17 protein-coding genes, 2 pseudogenes and 1 riboswitch are annotated in these 14866 nt (G+C 29.5%); of the genes and pseudogenes, 7 read left to right on the forward strand and 12 right to left on the reverse strand.

Features of this window, described 5'->3' with window-relative positions:
- Positions 1-558: pseudogene (locus tag FGQ49_RS08720) on the forward strand (hypothetical protein); the annotation flags it as partial.
- Positions 559-581: 23 nt separating this feature from the next.
- On the opposite strand, the gene bcp reads toward FGQ49_RS08720, so the two are convergent.
- The 12 genes from bcp to FGQ49_RS08780 form a co-directional block, all read right to left on the reverse strand.
- Positions 582-1043 carry a thioredoxin-dependent thiol peroxidase gene (gene bcp, locus FGQ49_RS08725; RefSeq protein WP_138269485.1) on the reverse strand — a complete coding sequence of 154 codons (462 nt, stop codon included), beginning with the start codon at positions 1041-1043 and terminating at the stop codon, positions 582-584.
- Positions 1044-1055: 12 nt separating this feature from the next.
- Complete coding sequence (gene yaaA, locus FGQ49_RS08730) at positions 1056-1796, reverse strand: peroxide stress protein YaaA (RefSeq protein WP_138269486.1); 741 nt, start codon at positions 1794-1796, stop codon at positions 1056-1058.
- A 13-nt stretch (positions 1797-1809) separates the two neighbouring features.
- Positions 1810-2499, reverse strand: coding sequence for an LrgB family protein (locus tag FGQ49_RS08735; protein WP_138269487.1), 690 nt, complete (start codon positions 2497-2499; stop codon positions 1810-1812).
- Positions 2486-2857: a CidA/LrgA family protein gene (locus FGQ49_RS08740; RefSeq protein ID WP_138269488.1), complete on the reverse strand. Its 372-nt coding sequence runs from the start codon at positions 2855-2857 to the stop codon at positions 2486-2488. Before FGQ49_RS08740 ends, FGQ49_RS08735 begins: the two co-directional genes overlap by 14 nt.
- Positions 2858-3085: 228 nt before the next feature.
- Positions 3086-3775 (reverse strand): cytochrome c biogenesis protein CcdA, encoded by a 690-nt coding sequence (locus FGQ49_RS08745; RefSeq protein ID WP_138269489.1) that lies wholly within the window; start codon positions 3773-3775, stop codon positions 3086-3088.
- A gap of 1 nt (position 3776) precedes the next feature.
- Positions 3777-4271, reverse strand: a complete 495-nt coding sequence (locus tag FGQ49_RS08750; protein ID WP_138269490.1) for a thioredoxin family protein — start codon at positions 4269-4271, stop codon at positions 3777-3779.
- Between the two features lie 170 nt (positions 4272-4441).
- On the reverse strand, positions 4442-5221 hold the full coding sequence (gene thiD / locus FGQ49_RS08755; protein WP_138269491.1) for a bifunctional hydroxymethylpyrimidine kinase/phosphomethylpyrimidine kinase: 780 nt from the start codon (positions 5219-5221) through the stop codon (positions 4442-4444).
- 1 nt (position 5222) lies between these two features.
- Positions 5223-5867, reverse strand: a complete 645-nt coding sequence (gene thiE, locus FGQ49_RS08760) for a thiamine phosphate synthase (RefSeq protein ID WP_138269492.1) — start codon at positions 5865-5867, stop codon at positions 5223-5225.
- Entirely contained in the window at positions 5854-6678 is an 825-nt protein-coding gene (thiM, locus tag FGQ49_RS08765; protein ID WP_138269493.1) for a hydroxyethylthiazole kinase, read from the reverse strand. The genes thiE and thiM overlap by 14 nt, the downstream gene beginning before the upstream one ends.
- A gap of 50 nt (positions 6679-6728) precedes the next feature.
- Positions 6729-6825, reverse strand: a riboswitch (TPP riboswitch).
- 48 nt (positions 6826-6873) lie between these two features.
- A complete protein-coding gene (locus FGQ49_RS08770) occupies positions 6874-7563 on the reverse strand; it encodes a GTP pyrophosphokinase family protein (protein ID WP_138269494.1) in 690 nt (229 codons plus the stop codon).
- A 23-nt stretch (positions 7564-7586) separates the two neighbouring features.
- On the reverse strand, positions 7587-7766 hold the full coding sequence (locus FGQ49_RS08775) for a hypothetical protein (RefSeq protein WP_138269495.1): 180 nt from the start codon (positions 7764-7766) through the stop codon (positions 7587-7589).
- 88 nt (positions 7767-7854) lie between these two features.
- Positions 7855-8307: a MerR family transcriptional regulator gene (locus tag FGQ49_RS08780; RefSeq protein ID WP_138269496.1), complete on the reverse strand. Its 453-nt coding sequence runs from the start codon at positions 8305-8307 to the stop codon at positions 7855-7857.
- A gap of 101 nt (positions 8308-8408) precedes the next feature.
- On the opposite strand from FGQ49_RS08780, the gene FGQ49_RS08785 reads away from it, so the two are divergent.
- The 6 genes and pseudogenes from FGQ49_RS08785 to FGQ49_RS08805 form a co-directional block, all read left to right on the forward strand.
- Positions 8409-9401: an alpha/beta hydrolase gene (locus FGQ49_RS08785; protein WP_138269497.1), complete on the forward strand. Its 993-nt coding sequence runs from the start codon at positions 8409-8411 to the stop codon at positions 9399-9401.
- Positions 9402-9413: 12 nt separating this feature from the next.
- Positions 9414-9698 carry a flavodoxin family protein gene (locus tag FGQ49_RS10660; RefSeq protein WP_243112243.1) on the forward strand — a complete coding sequence of 95 codons (285 nt, stop codon included), beginning with the start codon at positions 9414-9416 and terminating at the stop codon, positions 9696-9698.
- Between the two features lie 31 nt (positions 9699-9729).
- Complete coding sequence (locus FGQ49_RS10665) at positions 9730-9981, forward strand: flavodoxin family protein (protein ID WP_243112244.1); 252 nt, start codon at positions 9730-9732, stop codon at positions 9979-9981.
- A 118-nt stretch (positions 9982-10099) separates the two neighbouring features.
- Positions 10100-10933, forward strand: coding sequence for an aldo/keto reductase (locus tag FGQ49_RS08795; protein ID WP_243112245.1), 834 nt, complete (start codon positions 10100-10102; stop codon positions 10931-10933).
- 171 nt (positions 10934-11104) lie between these two features.
- Complete coding sequence (locus FGQ49_RS08800; RefSeq protein WP_138269499.1) at positions 11105-14332, forward strand: ABC transporter ATP-binding protein/permease; 3228 nt, start codon at positions 11105-11107, stop codon at positions 14330-14332.
- A gap of 59 nt (positions 14333-14391) precedes the next feature.
- Positions 14392-14866 (forward strand): annotated as a pseudogene (locus FGQ49_RS08805) (hypothetical protein); the annotation flags it as partial.

A 14866-nucleotide genomic window follows, 5' to 3' on the forward strand; every position in this document is an offset into this window, starting at 1 on the left:
ATAAAAGAAATAAAAAAAATGGAAAATCAAAATGTTAATGAAATAGAAAAAGTTTTAATCAAAAACAAAGAAAACATAGATAAAAATATTAACGAACTAAAATATACAAAAACATTAATCGAAAAAAGAATTAATCAAATACAAATTTATTATGAACTTATAAATAACCCTTATCAAAAAGCATATAAAATAGAAAATATAAAATATATCGTGAACTTTGATATAAATAACAAAAATATTCTTTCAAAATATATAAGCTCTCCCGAAAACTTTGTATTTTATAAAGAAAAGAACGAAGAAATGAAATATGGTTTTATATTAAATAATACAAACAAAGAAGATAAAATTCTTTGGCAGAAAAAAGAAGATAAAAACAAGAAATATGTAAAATTCATTTTAAAACAAGATTATTATAACCTAAATACAAATTTAGATTTTCATATTAAAAACTTGACTGACATGGGCTATAAAACAGGTAAAATGATAGCAAAATATTTAATGACGGATTTCGAGGGTAAAAAGTACGATTACTATGAAACATATATGGAAATAAAATAAAAAAAGGACCTAACAGTCCTTTTTTACATTATACCAAGATCCATAAGAACATCTTCGGCATTTGTTGCAGCTTTAACTTTACCATAAACTTTTTCTATATTTCCTTGTTCATCAATAATATAAGTAGTTCTTACTACACCCATGCTTTTTTTACCGTACATATTCTTTTCTTTCCACACATCATAAGACTGAATTGCTTTAAGTTCAGGGTCTGAAAGAAGAATAAAAGGTAAATCATGTTTATTTATAAAATTAGAATGAGACTTTTCACTGTCTTTGCTTATTCCGATTACAACAATGTCGTTATCTTTGTATTTATCATAGTTGTCTCTAAATCCACAGGCTTGTTTTGTACATCCAGGAGTATTATCCCTTGGATAGAAATAAAGAACAACTTTCTTTCCTAAAAAATCAGATAAACTTACTTCTTTTCCGTCTTTATCGTTAAGTGTAAAATCAGGTGCTTTTATACCTTGTTCTAACATAATATTCCCTCCTTAAATTTTGAAGAAAACAAAATTATTTTCATTTGAATATTCTTCACTGAAACTATATCCATTATAACAAAATTCTTTTAATTTATCACTATTATTTATCTTTTTATCAACTATATACCTTACCATTTCCCCTCTTAGCATTTTAGCTTCAGTTGCAATAGTCCTAATTTTCCCTTTATGAAAACTCTTAAAATCAACTGTGATAAATTTATCTTCATCTTTTAAATATGGCGTAATAACTTTTGAATATTCCTTTGAGGCAAGATTGATTACTTCTTCATTATCCTTATATAATTCCTTATAAATACTGTCTGCCCAGAATTTATATAAATTTTTACCGTCTATATCAAGTTTACACTGCATTTCAAGTCTATAGGGACAAATACCGTCATAAGGTTTTAATATGCCGTATAAACCGCTTATTACCCTAATGGTAGAGTTTACAAACTCATAATCTTCTTCCTTAAATTCTTCTGCTTTTATATGTGTATATTGAAGACCGTTATAAGATAATATTGCAGGTATTTCATGCTTAAAATCAAAGAAATCATTATAGTAAACAAAAGTTTCCATTGCTATTTTTGGATTTACTTTCATAATACTTTCTATTTCCATAGGCGAAAACTTCTTTATTATTTTTGCAAGCTGTTTTGCCTTATTAAAAAATACAGGAGTTGTAATTTCCTTTTTTTCATCATATGCAATTTTCATTTTCTTTGCAGGTGAAATTATTACTTTCAATGTTAAACCTCTTTTATAAAAAATTTACGAATGCTCCCGCAAGAACCACAGTTATAAGTCCCGATACGGCTACGGAAAGTCCGCTCATAGCACCTTCGACTTCTCCCATTTCAAGAGCCTTGGCTGTTCCTACCGCATGAGCAGCTGTTCCTATTGCAAGCCCTTTAGATATAGGGTGCTTAATCTTAAATATTTTTAGGATATATTCTCCCATTAAATTCCCAAGTATTCCGGTTATTATTATTACGGCAACCGTTATTGAAGCAATTCCTCCGAATTGTTCACTTACAGTCATTCCTATTGCCGTAGTAATTGACTTTGGAAGAAGAGTAACATATTGCTCATGAGTCAAAGCAAATAAGTATGAAAACAATAAAATACTTCCAAGACTTGAGAGTACTCCTGCAGTTATCCCTATTATAATTGCTTCAAAATTGTGTTTAAGTGTTTCAAATTCTTCGTATAAAGGTATTGCAAGACATATTGTCGCAGGGGTTAGGAAGTAGCTTATATATTTTGCGCCCTCATAATAAACATCATAGTCAATTTTAAAAACACTTAATATAATACTTACAAAAATAATGCCAATAAGTATAGGATTAAAAACATTTAACTTTGTTTTTTTTCTTATTATATCCCCTATAAAATACCCAAGTATTGTTATCAAAACTGCAAAATAAAGAGAATTTTTAATTATTTCCATTATTCACATTCTCTTTATCTTTATTTATTACAAATTGTGAAACATGCCCCGTTACAACCATAACAATAATTGTAGTTACAAAAACGATTATTGTCATAGGAAACAAAAATTCCTTTAAAACCGCAAATAACGTAACTATTTCTACTCCTATAGGAACGAACATTATAGGCATTGTATCCAGTAAAAAACCGCCAACGTCTTTTATATAACTTAATTTAAGTATATTTGATTTTAGAAGTATCAGCATTATTACAAGACCGTATATACTGCTTGGAATCGGAAGCGGTATTATATAATTTAACAGCTCACTTACAAAAGTTATTAAACAAATGATTAAAAATTGATAAAAATATTTCATATTATGCCTTTCTAAAATGTATTTTGAAAATTAATTATATATTAAATATGAAAATTTTTAAAGTTTTTTACATTCCAAAACAAAACTTTTAATATTTTTTTGCTGTCTTTAATCTTATATAATTTGCCTTTCTATTATATAAAATTTAACTTAATTATTGTTAAAAAGCATAAAGTATTTACTTTAATTTTACAAATATTTTAAATAAAAAAGACACATAACGTGTCTTTAAAAACCTAAATAGAACATATAGAAAGCTATAATAAGCATTAAAATTGAAAGCATTACTTTTACTATAAACTGTACTTTTGCATATTTTTCCCTTTTGTTCAAATTTTTTGTAAATCCAATACCGGTACCTACAAGAACTGTTAATATACCGTGTCCCACAGAATAACAAAATAACATTATTATTCCCATTAATAAACTTCCCTTTGATGCAACAAAACTTAAAATAACAACCAAAGCGGGAGTTGAGCAGGGAGAAGAAAAAATACCTGCAAGTATACCGCATATAAATGCTCCTATATATCCCGTTTTACCGTTTTTTGCAACCAAGTTTGTTGAGGGTATAAAATTATAAAGTTCCAATGTTTGGAGAGCCATTAAAACCATTATTATTCCAAGAAATATATAAAACCATTTACCTGAAAGAGAAAGTATGTTTCCTATTAGTGCTGAAACTACGCCAAAAAGCGTAAATGTAAGTGCTGTTCCAAGAGCAAATATAACGCTTAATAAAAATAGATTTTTCGTTTCTTTTTTGCTGTTTAACCCTACATAACCTACTATCAAAGGTATTGAGGATAAGGAACATGGAGTAAATGAAACCAATATTCCTGCCAAAAAAGCAAATAATGGAGCAAAAGCAGAGCTTGAAGCTATTATGTTTGATAAACTTTCTATTAGTTGATTCATATTATTCTACTCCCAAATCTTTAAATATTGCTCTGAATTCTTCTTCGCTTAATATTCCCTCTCTTGCGGTAAATAAATGTTCATTTGTATCTTTTGAAGTATATTTTATTAAATCTACTCCCGGAGCCTGGGTTGGAGAATAAGGTTTGCCGTTTTTATCAAAGAAGAAAATAGTCGGTGTAACTCTTATTGGAAAATCTTCTATACCGCTGACATTAGCATCTATATTAATTGTTTTAATGATAATTTTTCCTTGATACTCTTTTGCAAGATTATGTATTGTAGGTTCCATTTCTCTGCATGGAGGACATGTTGAACTTGAAAAATTTAGAATGATTGGAAGATTTTGTTTTTTAAGTTCATCCATATTAAGACTTGTTATATTTATGTTATCATCTACCTTTTTGCTTTCTTCAATATTTTTAAATATATATATTCCACCGATTATTAAAACAATTAAAATCGGGACTATTACTCTTAAGACTTTTTTATTCATATTCCATCTCCTTTCATTTAGTTTATATAGTTTATCATATAATTTGTATTTTGTTAACCATAACAAAAAACTTTTTTAGAATTATTTTAATTTACATTATTTCCTCTACATAAATTATATGCTTAAAATAATAAAAAACCTGCAAATATAAATATTTACAGGTTTCTATTTTATAAATTATACATATGATTTAAAGGTCCACTTCCCCTTCCAAGATCTAACCCTGCCTTTAGGGCTCCTGTTATATAATCCTTTGCATTTTTAATGCTTTCTTCTTTAGAATAGCCCATTGCAAGATTACAAGCAATTGCAGAAGAAAGAGTACAGCCTGTTCCGTGAGTATTATTAGTATCTACTCTATCTCCCTTAAACCAGAAAATTTCTCCATTATCATATAAAAGATCATTTGCGTTTTTATCATAATGACCGCCTTTTATAAGAATTGCACTGTCAATGTTTTTAGATATTTCTTTTGCTGCTTTAATCATATCTTCATCACTTTTTATACTCATACCCGATAAAACTTCAGCTTCGGGAATATTAGGAGTGATTATTGTTCCAAGTGGAAGAAGTCTATTTATTAAAGTATCTTTTGCTTCATCACTTATAAGCTTACTTCCGCTTGTTGCAACCATTACAGGATCAACAACAATATTTTCTGCTTTATACTCAATTAGTTTATCTGCTATGGCATTGATTATATCGCTGTTTGAAACCATACCAATTTTTACCGCATCAGGTCTTATATCAGTAAAAATGCAATCAATTTGATTTTTTACAAAGTCTGCATCTGCATCTAAAACACCGTAAACTCCTGTTGTGTTTTGTGCTGTTAGAGCCGTTATTGCACTCATCGCATAAAGTTTATGAGCTGTTATTGTTTTTATATCGGCTTGTATTCCGGCTCCTCCGCTTGAATCAGAACCAGCTATTGTTAAAACCTTTTTCATATTATTCTCCTTTTACCATTTCTTTAGATAAACTTAAAAGTTCTTTTGTATCTTCAGTTATATTTTTGCTTGCAAAGATTGCAGATACAACTGCAACTCCGTCAACATGACTTCCTTTTAATTTTAAAATATTATCTTTACTTATTCCCCCTATTGCAACAACGGGAATATTTACACTGTCGCATATTTCTTTTAGTGTTTCAAAAGATACATCATCGGCATCTAACTTTGTTGAAGTTGAAAATACTGCTCCGACTCCAAGATAGTCAGCTCCCATTTTTTCTGCTTCTATAGCCTCTTCGAGAGTATGAGCAGAAACGCCTAGGATTTTATCTTTTCCTATTTTACTTCTAACGTCCGTAGCTTTCATGTCGCTTTGACCTACATGTACTCCGTCTGCATCACATTTTATTGCAACCTCTACGTTATCATTGATTACAAAAGGAATATTATACTCTTTTACCATATCTTTTATTTCTAATGCTTCTTTTAAGAATTCTTCATCACTTAATTCTTTTTCTCTAAGCTGTAAAAAAGTTATTCCTCCCTCTAAAGCTTCTTTGATTTGCCCCTTTAATCCTTTTTCTTCACTCCACATTCTGTCCGTTACGGCATATAAAAGCATATCTTTTTTATCTGTGTTCATATTTTGCCCCCTTATCAAGTTCTTCACCTGACATATTGTAAATAGCATCAATTAAATAATTTCTAAATGATGAGTTACCGGCTTTTGTTTCAACCATTTTTTCATATGCTTTTTCCCCTGCATATCCCATTAAACATACGCTTGCAAGGCAGGCTTTTAACATATTGTCTGTATTTGCACATATATAAGCACAAGTCATAGCTGAAAGCATACAGCCTGTTCCTGTTATTGAAGACATTACAGCATGTCCGTTTTTTATTATATAAGCATCTTTATCATTAGTTACAATATCAATTTCTCCCGTAACTATTATTACAGCACCTGTTTGTTTTGAAAATTCTTTTAAAGATTTTATTACATCGTCTATATTTTCTTCAGTTACTTTATCAGCTATATCGGCATCAACCCCTTTTGTTGTACCGCTTCCTGCCATAAGAGTTTTAATTTCGGAAATATTACCTTTTATTACAGAAAATTTAACGTTATTCAAAAGTTCATTTGCTGTATTTGTTCTAAGAGTTGAAGCACCTGCTCCTACAGGGTCAAGAATAACAGGATGAGAAAGTTCATTTGCTTTTTTTCCTGCAAGTAACATTGAAGGAATTGTATTTTTATTTAAAGTTCCTATGTTTATATTTAAACCGCTGCAAATACTTGTTATTTCTTCTACTTCTCCTTCATCATCCGCCATTATCGGAGAACCTCCACAAGCAAGCAGTATATTTGCACAGTCATTTACAGTTACGTAGTTTGTAATGTTATGTACAAGTGGTGTATTGTTTTTTACGTTTTCCAAAATTTCTTTTAACATTTCATTCCTCCTAATATAAAAAAACGAGAAACCAATTAGGATTCTCGTTAAAATTTACTTATTATTTCTTCCTACGTTGGCATTATCCAAATCAGGTTTAAGGGTCGAATAAATTCCTCTCAGCAAAAAGCTCCCCTGTATATTTTATTTATAAAACTATGCTACCACAAGATAAAATATATGTCAACAAAAGCATTATGCTTCGCTTTCCAAATGAATTTTATCTCTTATTTCTTGCATTTTTATATCTGTATAAGAAATAAGGGTTGCACATTCTTTTAATTCATTTATAATTTTTTCTTCTTCTTCTATATTTTTTTTGTATTTAAGCTGATGTTCCAAACTTGCCCAAAAGTCCATTGCTATTGTTCTAATTTGAATTTCAACTCTTAAATTTTGTTTTTTATCAGAAAAGAACACTGGTATTTCCACAATCATATGATAAGATCTATATCCGTTTTCCTTAGGGTTGTTAATATAATCCTTTACGGCTATGACAGTAATATCATCTTGTTTTGCAATCATTTTTGCAAGTGCATATATATCATCAATAAAAGAACAAACTATTCTTATTCCCGCAATATCATTTAGGTGTTCCATAGCCGATTCTACGGATACTTCATATCCTTCTTTTTTTAATTTTGCGGCTATACTTTCAGGTTTTTTGATTCTTGACTTGATAAACTCTATTGGACTGTTAGCTCTTTTAAGTGCAAGTTCATCATTTAAAACTTCAAGTTTAGTTTTAACTTCTCTTATTGCACAGCCATACATCATAATTGCTTCTTTAAATTCTTTAGTTTGTTCTATAAAATATTTTTTTGTATCTGCAGGAACGTTAACAGTGCTTATAAACGTCCTGTTCAGGTCTTTTTCCATGTTCATTGTAATCTTTTAATATATGATATTTATTTCCATTTATGTCCGCAGTCAAGGCATATGTAATCAGGTCTTGTTTTTTCATCTTCAAAACATCCGCCATAAAATCCTTCATCTTTCCCCATTGCTTCACAAGCTTCAAAATACATAAGACCGTATATCATTTCTTCAATATGTTTGCTTTTACACTTTGGACATATCTTTTCCATATATTATTCTCCTTACATTTTAATATTGTATCATAAATCGACAATATTACATAGAACATTAATTGATTATTAATGTTAATTTAATATTTTATAAATGGGCTTGTATGAAAAAATTTTTTATCCTCTCTGGAATATTTTTAGGTATATTATCCATAGATATGTTTTTTAACCTATCTTCATTTCCATCTTTTAAAGCCTGTTCATAATACCAACATTTATATTCAATCATTGAAAGAACCTTTTTTAATTCATTCATTTCTTTTATTATATTCTCTCTTTGTTTATAAAACATCTCTTTTCTTTTTTCTAATGTTTCATTTCCAAGAGAACACCAATACATAAACTCTTTAATATCTTTTATTTTCATTCCGGATTTTTTTAAACACTCTATAAGTCTTATAGCTTCTAAGTCAACATCATCAAAGTTTCTTTTCCCTGATTTATCCCTTTTTAAATTTATAAACAAACCTTCTTTATCATAAAATCTTAAAGTATGGATAGAAATATTAAATAATTTTGAAACCTCTCCTATTGTATACATAATAAAACTCCTATTTTTTTATTTTTTTCCTTGACATAGAGTTCACTCAAGGTACTACAATTATAACATAAAGAAAAATAATATAAAAGGAGATATATAAAATGGTAGAAGAAAAATTAAATTTAACAGATAAATGGGATAAAGTTTTTGAAAAAAGCGACAAGGTTGAACATTCTAAGGTAACTTTTCACAACCGTTTTGGAATAACATTGGCAGCAGATTTATATAAGCCTAAAGATAAAGAAGGTAAACTTCCTGCAATTTCCGTTTGTGGACCTTTTGGGGCAGTAAAGGAACAATCAAGCGGACTTTATGCTCAAATAATGGCTGAAAGAGGATTTTTAACAATAGCTTTTGACCCATCATTTACAGGTGAAAGTGGTGGAAACGTAAGATATATGGCATCGGGAGATATAAACACTGAAGATTTTCAAGCAAGCATAGATTATTTATCTACAAGAGATGATGTTGACAGCGAAAAAATAGGTATTATCGGAATTTGTGGCTGGGGTGGAATGGCTCTTAATACTGCAGCAATTGACACAAGAATAAAAGCAACTGTTTCATCTACTATGTATGATATGTCTAGAGTTGCGGCAAAGGGATATTTTGATGGAGCTGACAGCGAAGAAGAAAGATATAAAATGCGTGTAGCACTTAACACACAAAGAACACAAGATTATAAAAATGGAAGTTATAAACTAGGTGGTGGAGTTGTAGATCCCCTACCGGCAGATGCTCCTTTCTTTGTTAAAGATTATTATGATTATTATAAAACACAAAGAGGGTATCATGAAAGAAGCTTAAATTCAAATGGCGGATGGAATGTAATTGGAACTATGTCTTTAATGAATCAACCTCTTTTAAAATATACAAATGAAATAAGAAGTGCCGTATTAGTAATACACGGAGAAAAAGCACATTCATGTTATTTCAGCAAAGACGCATATAAAGACATGATAAAGGATAATAAATACATAGATAATAAAGAGTTAATGATTATACCTGGTGCAGTACACACAGATTTATATGACAGAACAGATATTATTCCATTTGATAAAATTGAAGAATTTTTTAATATGTATTTAAAATAAAGGAAGTAATTTATGAATGTTTTAGCTATAAGTGCAAGTGCAAGAAAAGATGGAAATACTAAAATAATGCTTGAAACGGTGTTAAATCAGATAAATAAAAAAGGTATAGAAACAAATCTTATTGAACTGTCAGGAGAAATAATTAACCCCTGCAAAGCTTGTTTTACATGTGATGGAAAAGAAAAGTGTTCTTTTAATGGTGATAAATTTAATGAAGTATTTGAACTTATGAAAAAAGCAGACGGAATTATTTTAGGCTCTCCTGTTTACAGCGCAAATATTTCTTCAATAGTGTAGGCTATTTGAAAGAGCAAGTGTCGTTTTAGATATGAATCCCGGTTTGTTTAAACATAAACTATCTGCAGGTCTAAGTGTAGGAAGAAGGGGTGGGCTTTTAAATACAATAGATACATTAAATCATTTTTTCTTAAATCATGAGATGATTGTTGTCGGGTCAACTTACTGGAATATTGGTTTTGGGGAAATGCCTAAAGATGTAAATAGTGATAAAGAGGCCCTTGAAAATATGATTAATTTAGGAGAAAATTTTTCTTATATATTAAAAAAATTAAATAAGTAAGGGCAATAAAATGAAAAAGAATAAAAAAATAAAATATATTACTTCTTTTGTATTAATAATTATATTTTTAATAGGATTTATATTTTATTTTACAAACAAAAATAAGGATGATGTAAGTATGAATAATTTTAATAACTCTAATTTTAATTTTTCAACAAAAACGGTTATGTTAAACAGCGGATACGAAATGCCACTAAATGGAATAGGAACCTATTCCCTAACCGGGGATACGGCTTATAATTCAGTAAGTAGCGCACTTAAAAGCGGAGTAAGGCTTATTGATACAGCTTATATGTATCATAATGAAGAAGAAATAGGAAGAGCAATAAGAGATTCAAAAATCCCAAGAGAAGAAATATTTGTTATTACAAAGATATACCCTACCCAGTTTTCTTCTCCTAAAGAAGCAATAGATATGGCTTTGGAAAAACTTGATATTGGATATATAGATATGATGCTTTTGCATCATCCCGGAGAAAATGACGTAAATGCTTATAAAGAAATGGAAAAATACGTTAAAGAAGGTAAAATACATTCAATCGGCTTATCAAACTGGTATGTTGAAGAACTTGAAGAATTTTTACCTCAAGTAGATATAACACCTGCTTTAGTTCAAAATGAAATACATCCTTATTATCAAGAAAATGATGTTATTCCATATATTCAAGATAAAGGAATTGTAGTTCAGGGATGGTATCCATTTGGAGGAAGAGGACATACAAGTGAGCTTTTAAATGATAAAACAATTGTAGAAATTGCAAACAATCATAATGTTTCAGCTGCACAAGTTATATTAAGATGGAATTTACAAAAAGGTGTTGTTGTTATTCCAGGCTCCAGTAATCCAGAGCATATAAAAGAAAATACGCAAATTTATCATTTTGAACTTACCAATGAAGATATGGAAAGAATAAACAATTTAGACAGAAATGAAAAACATGACTGGTATTAAAAGACCGATTAATCGGTCTTTTTTTTTTATTTTTATGAATAATTTAAGATAAAAAATATTACATTAAAACTATATAAAGTTAAATACAAATATGTTAAAATTACATCATATATCAAATGCTAAAACAGATTAAGAAATTACGGCATATTATAAAATTTTGGAGGTTTAGTTGTGCTTCAAATAAAAAATATAAGCAAACAATATAAAACCGGAAGTTTAGTTCAAAAAGCATTAGATGACGTAAGTTTGAATTTAAGAGACAATGAATTCGTTGCAATTTTAGGACCAAGCGGTTCCGGTAAGACGACACTTTTGAATATTATCGGAGGGCTTGATAGATATGACAGCGGAGATTTGATAATAAATGAAGTATCAACAAAAGAATACAAAGACAGAGACTGGGATTCTTATCGTAACCATACAATAGGATTTGTATTTCAAAGTTATAATCTAATACCACATCAAACGATACTTTCAAATGTTGAACTTGCTCTTACAATTTCAGGTATAGATAAATCAGAAAGAAGAGAAAGAGCAATAAAAGCCCTTGAACAAGTAGGTTTAAAAGAACAAATGCACAAAAAACCAAATCAGCTTTCAGGAGGGCAAATGCAAAGAGTTGCCATTGCAAGGGCGCTTGTAAATAACCCTGACATTGTTCTTGCAGACGAACCTACGGGAGCTCTTGACAGTGAAACAAGCATACAAGTTATGGATCTTTTAAAAGAAGTTGCAAAAGACCGTTTGGTTGTAATGGTAACCCATAACCCGGAACTTGCCGAAAGATATGCGACACGTATTGTAAATTTAAGAGACGGTAAAATACGTTCAGATTCTGACCCTTTTGAAATTAATGAAGAAAACCAGGTTGAATCTGTTTATAAAAAATTTGGTAAAACAGCAATGTCTTTCTTGACTTCTCTTTCTCTAAGTTTTAACAACTTAAAAACAAAGAAAGGAAGAACTATTCTTACTTCATTTGCAGGTTCAATTGGTATAATTGGGATTGCATTGATACTTTCATTGTCAAACGGTGTAAACTCCTATATTAAATCAATAGAAGAAGAAACATTATCCGAATACCCTTTACAAATACAAAGTTCGGGTTTTGATTTAACTTCAATGATTAATATACAAAATACAAATAACGAACAAAAAGATTCAGAAATAAAAATAAACAAACAGCTTACAAATATGTTTTCAACTATTGGCTCAAACGATTTAAAATCACTAAAAACATATTTAGAAAGCGATGAATGTCCTATTGATAACTATGCAAAAAATATAGAATACAAATACGATGTTTCTCCTAAGATATATTTACAAAAAGATGATGAAATAAGACAGGTTAATCCTGATATAACATTTACAAGTCTTGGTATAGGCTCCGGAACTTCAAACAACTCTTTTATGTCAAGCATGATGAGTACAAACGTATTTTTCCAAATGCCAAGTGATGAAAATTTATATATTAATCAATACGATGTAAAAGCGGGAAAATGGCCAGAAAATTACAATGAATGTGTACTTGTTTTATCATCAAATGGCGGAATGAGCGACTTTTTACTTTATACTTTGGGGCTTAGGGATTATAACGAACTTGATGAATGGGTAAAAGATTTTTCAAATGATAAAAACGTAACTGTTCCTGAAAATCTCGGTGAATACTCATATGACGATATAATCGGAAAAACATTTAAACTTGTTGATAACAGCAACTGTTATGAATATGATTCAAATTATAACCTATGGCGTGATAAAACCGATAATACAGAATACATGAAAAAGGTCGTAAAAAACGGTGATGACTTAAAAATCGTTGGAGTAGTACAACCTAAAGAAGATGCATCAAGCATGATGTTATCAATGGGAATATGTTACCCACAAAGCCTTACAACTCATGTTATGGATAATGCAAAAAACAGCGAGATAGTAAAACAACAACTTGAAAATCCTGATATAAACGTATTTACAGGTAAAAGTTTTGATGATGAAGGAAATGATAATGCTTTTGATATGAACTCACTAATGCAAGTTGATACAAATGCATTACAGTCTGCTTTTAAATTTGACCAAAGTAAGATTAAAGTAGATTTTGGTGATTTAAGCGGGCTTATTGATGAAAACTCTCTGCCTGAACTTGACTTAAATGATATTTTAAACGAAATTGATTTTACAATAACCGATAAAGACACTCAAAAGATAATTAAAGAACTTTTAGAGGGATATGAAGAATACGTAAAAAACAATCCTGACAGTGACGTAAACAAAGTAAGTAAAGGACTTTCAGAATATTTAAGTTCAAGTGAAGCTAATGACATTATAAACAAAAGGCTGAATGAAACAATCAAAAATGGCGGTTCCATTTCAAATGAAGAAATGCAGAATATATTCTCTGAAGTATTAGACGGATATGGCGAATATGCAAAAGATAATGATTTAAGCAATTCTGAAGACTTAGCCCAATCAATAAATGATTACCTTAAAACCGACGAAGCAAGACAAATCATAATAAAGAATTTATCAGAGATTATAAAATCACAAAACGTGGAAGAACAAGTTAATGACATTATGGATAAATACATGAGTGAAGTAACTGGTCAAATAAGTTATTCCATTCAAGCACAAATGCAAAAAAGCATGCAAAGTTTAAGCGAATCAATTTCAAATGCCATAAGTATCGACCCTTCAACTTTTGCGGGAGCTTTCAAAATGAACATGAGCGAAGAGGAACTTTCGGAACTGTTTACTTCCCTTCTTTCAAAAGAAAGCGTTACTTATGAAAATAACTTGAAGAAATTAAACTATGCAAATCCTAATGAACCAAGTGGTATTGATATATATCCAAAAGATTTTGAAGGAAATAAATCAATAACAAATTTACTAAACGAATATAACGAAAGAATGGAAAAAGAAGGCAATGAAGATAAAGTAATTTCATTTACGGATATGGTAGGAACGCTGATGAGTTCAGTTACAAACATAGTTGACACCGTAAGTTATGTTCTTATAGCCTTTGTATCTATTTCCCTTGTTGTTTCTTCCATTATGATTGGTGTAATAACTTATATAAGTGTACTTGAAAGGAAAAAAGAGATTGGTATATTAAGAGCAATGGGAGCCTCAAAGAGAAATATTTCGCAGGTATTCAATGCAGAAACCATTATAATAGGTGCTCTTGCGGGAGTTTTGGGTGTTGGAATCTCATTACTTGCGCTTATACCTATAAATAAACTTATATATATTCTTTCCGATGGAGCAAATGTAAAAGCTTCCCTACCTATTAGCGCAGCAATAATTCTTATAATTTTAAGTATTGTTTTAACATTAATAGGCGGAATAATTCCATCTAAAAAAGCGGCAAAAGAAGACCCCGTACTTGCTCTTAGAAGTGAATAAAAAAAGGAAGGACTGCTTGGCAGTCCTTTTATAATAATTAAATATTAAGAGAAATAAATATGAGAAATATAGAAGAGCTTTTTAAAAATAGAAAAATACAATATGATAAACTTATAAAATACGGATTTATTTGTAAAGAAAACACATATACATTTAAAAAAAATATTAATGACAATAACTTTCAAGTTATAATTAACATTTCAAAGTCAAAAAAGACTTCCAAAGTATTGGATTTAATGACTAATGATGAATATGTCATGGTAGATATTAAAAATTCCAGCGGTAAATTCATAGGTAGAATAAAAGAAGAATATGAAGATATTTTAAATGATATTATTGAAAAATGTAGTGTTTCAAATATATTTAAAAATAAGCAAACAAAAGAAGTCATTAAATACATAAAAGATAAATATGATGATGATTTAGAATTTTTATGGAAGAAATTTCCCACAAATGCAATTTGGAGAAATAAGATAAATAATAAGTGGTATGGTTTACTGTTGATTTTAGAAGAAAAGAAACTTGAAATTGAAT

The sequence above is a fragment of the Anaerofustis stercorihominis genome, assembly GCF_005844425.1.
In the GTDB taxonomy this organism is placed as follows: Bacteria; Bacillota; Clostridia; order Eubacteriales; family Anaerofustaceae; genus Anaerofustis; species Anaerofustis butyriciformans.

Excerpts from the sequence above, each read along its gene's own strand:
- thiD (WP_138269491.1), bottom strand. The coding sequence starts at position 5,221 with ATGAAAAAGGTTTTAACAATAGCTGGTTCTGATTCAAGCGGAGGAGCC.
- FGQ49_RS08770 (WP_138269494.1), bottom strand. The coding sequence starts at position 7,563 with ATGAACATGGAAAAAGACCTGAACAGGACGTTTATAAGCACTGTTAAC.
- FGQ49_RS08785 (WP_138269497.1), top strand. The coding sequence starts at position 8,409 with ATGGTAGAAGAAAAATTAAATTTAACAGATAAATGGGATAAAGTTTTT.
- FGQ49_RS08745 (WP_138269489.1), bottom strand. The coding sequence starts at position 3,775 with ATGAATCAACTAATAGAAAGTTTATCAAACATAATAGCTTCAAGCTCT.
- FGQ49_RS08775 (WP_138269495.1), bottom strand. The coding sequence starts at position 7,766 with ATGGAAAAGATATGTCCAAAGTGTAAAAGCAAACATATTGAAGAAATG.
- thiE (WP_138269492.1), bottom strand. The coding sequence starts at position 5,867 with ATGAACACAGATAAAAAAGATATGCTTTTATATGCCGTAACGGACAGA.
- FGQ49_RS08780 (WP_138269496.1), bottom strand. The coding sequence starts at position 8,307 with ATGTATACAATAGGAGAGGTTTCAAAATTATTTAATATTTCTATCCAT.
- FGQ49_RS08735 (WP_138269487.1), bottom strand. The coding sequence starts at position 2,499 with ATGGAAATAATTAAAAATTCTCTTTATTTTGCAGTTTTGATAACAATA.
- bcp (WP_138269485.1), bottom strand. The coding sequence starts at position 1,043 with ATGTTAGAACAAGGTATAAAAGCACCTGATTTTACACTTAACGATAAA.
- FGQ49_RS08750 (WP_138269490.1), bottom strand. The coding sequence starts at position 4,271 with ATGAATAAAAAAGTCTTAAGAGTAATAGTCCCGATTTTAATTGTTTTA.
- thiM (WP_138269493.1), bottom strand. The coding sequence starts at position 6,678 with ATGTTAAAAGAAATTTTGGAAAACGTAAAAAACAATACACCACTTGTA.
- FGQ49_RS08795 (WP_243112245.1), top strand. The coding sequence starts at position 10,100 with ATGAATAATTTTAATAACTCTAATTTTAATTTTTCAACAAAAACGGTT.
- FGQ49_RS08740 (WP_138269488.1), bottom strand. The coding sequence starts at position 2,857 with ATGAAATATTTTTATCAATTTTTAATCATTTGTTTAATAACTTTTGTA.
- FGQ49_RS10660 (WP_243112243.1), top strand. The coding sequence starts at position 9,414 with ATGAATGTTTTAGCTATAAGTGCAAGTGCAAGAAAAGATGGAAATACT.
- FGQ49_RS10665 (WP_243112244.1), top strand. The coding sequence starts at position 9,730 with ATGAATCCCGGTTTGTTTAAACATAAACTATCTGCAGGTCTAAGTGTA.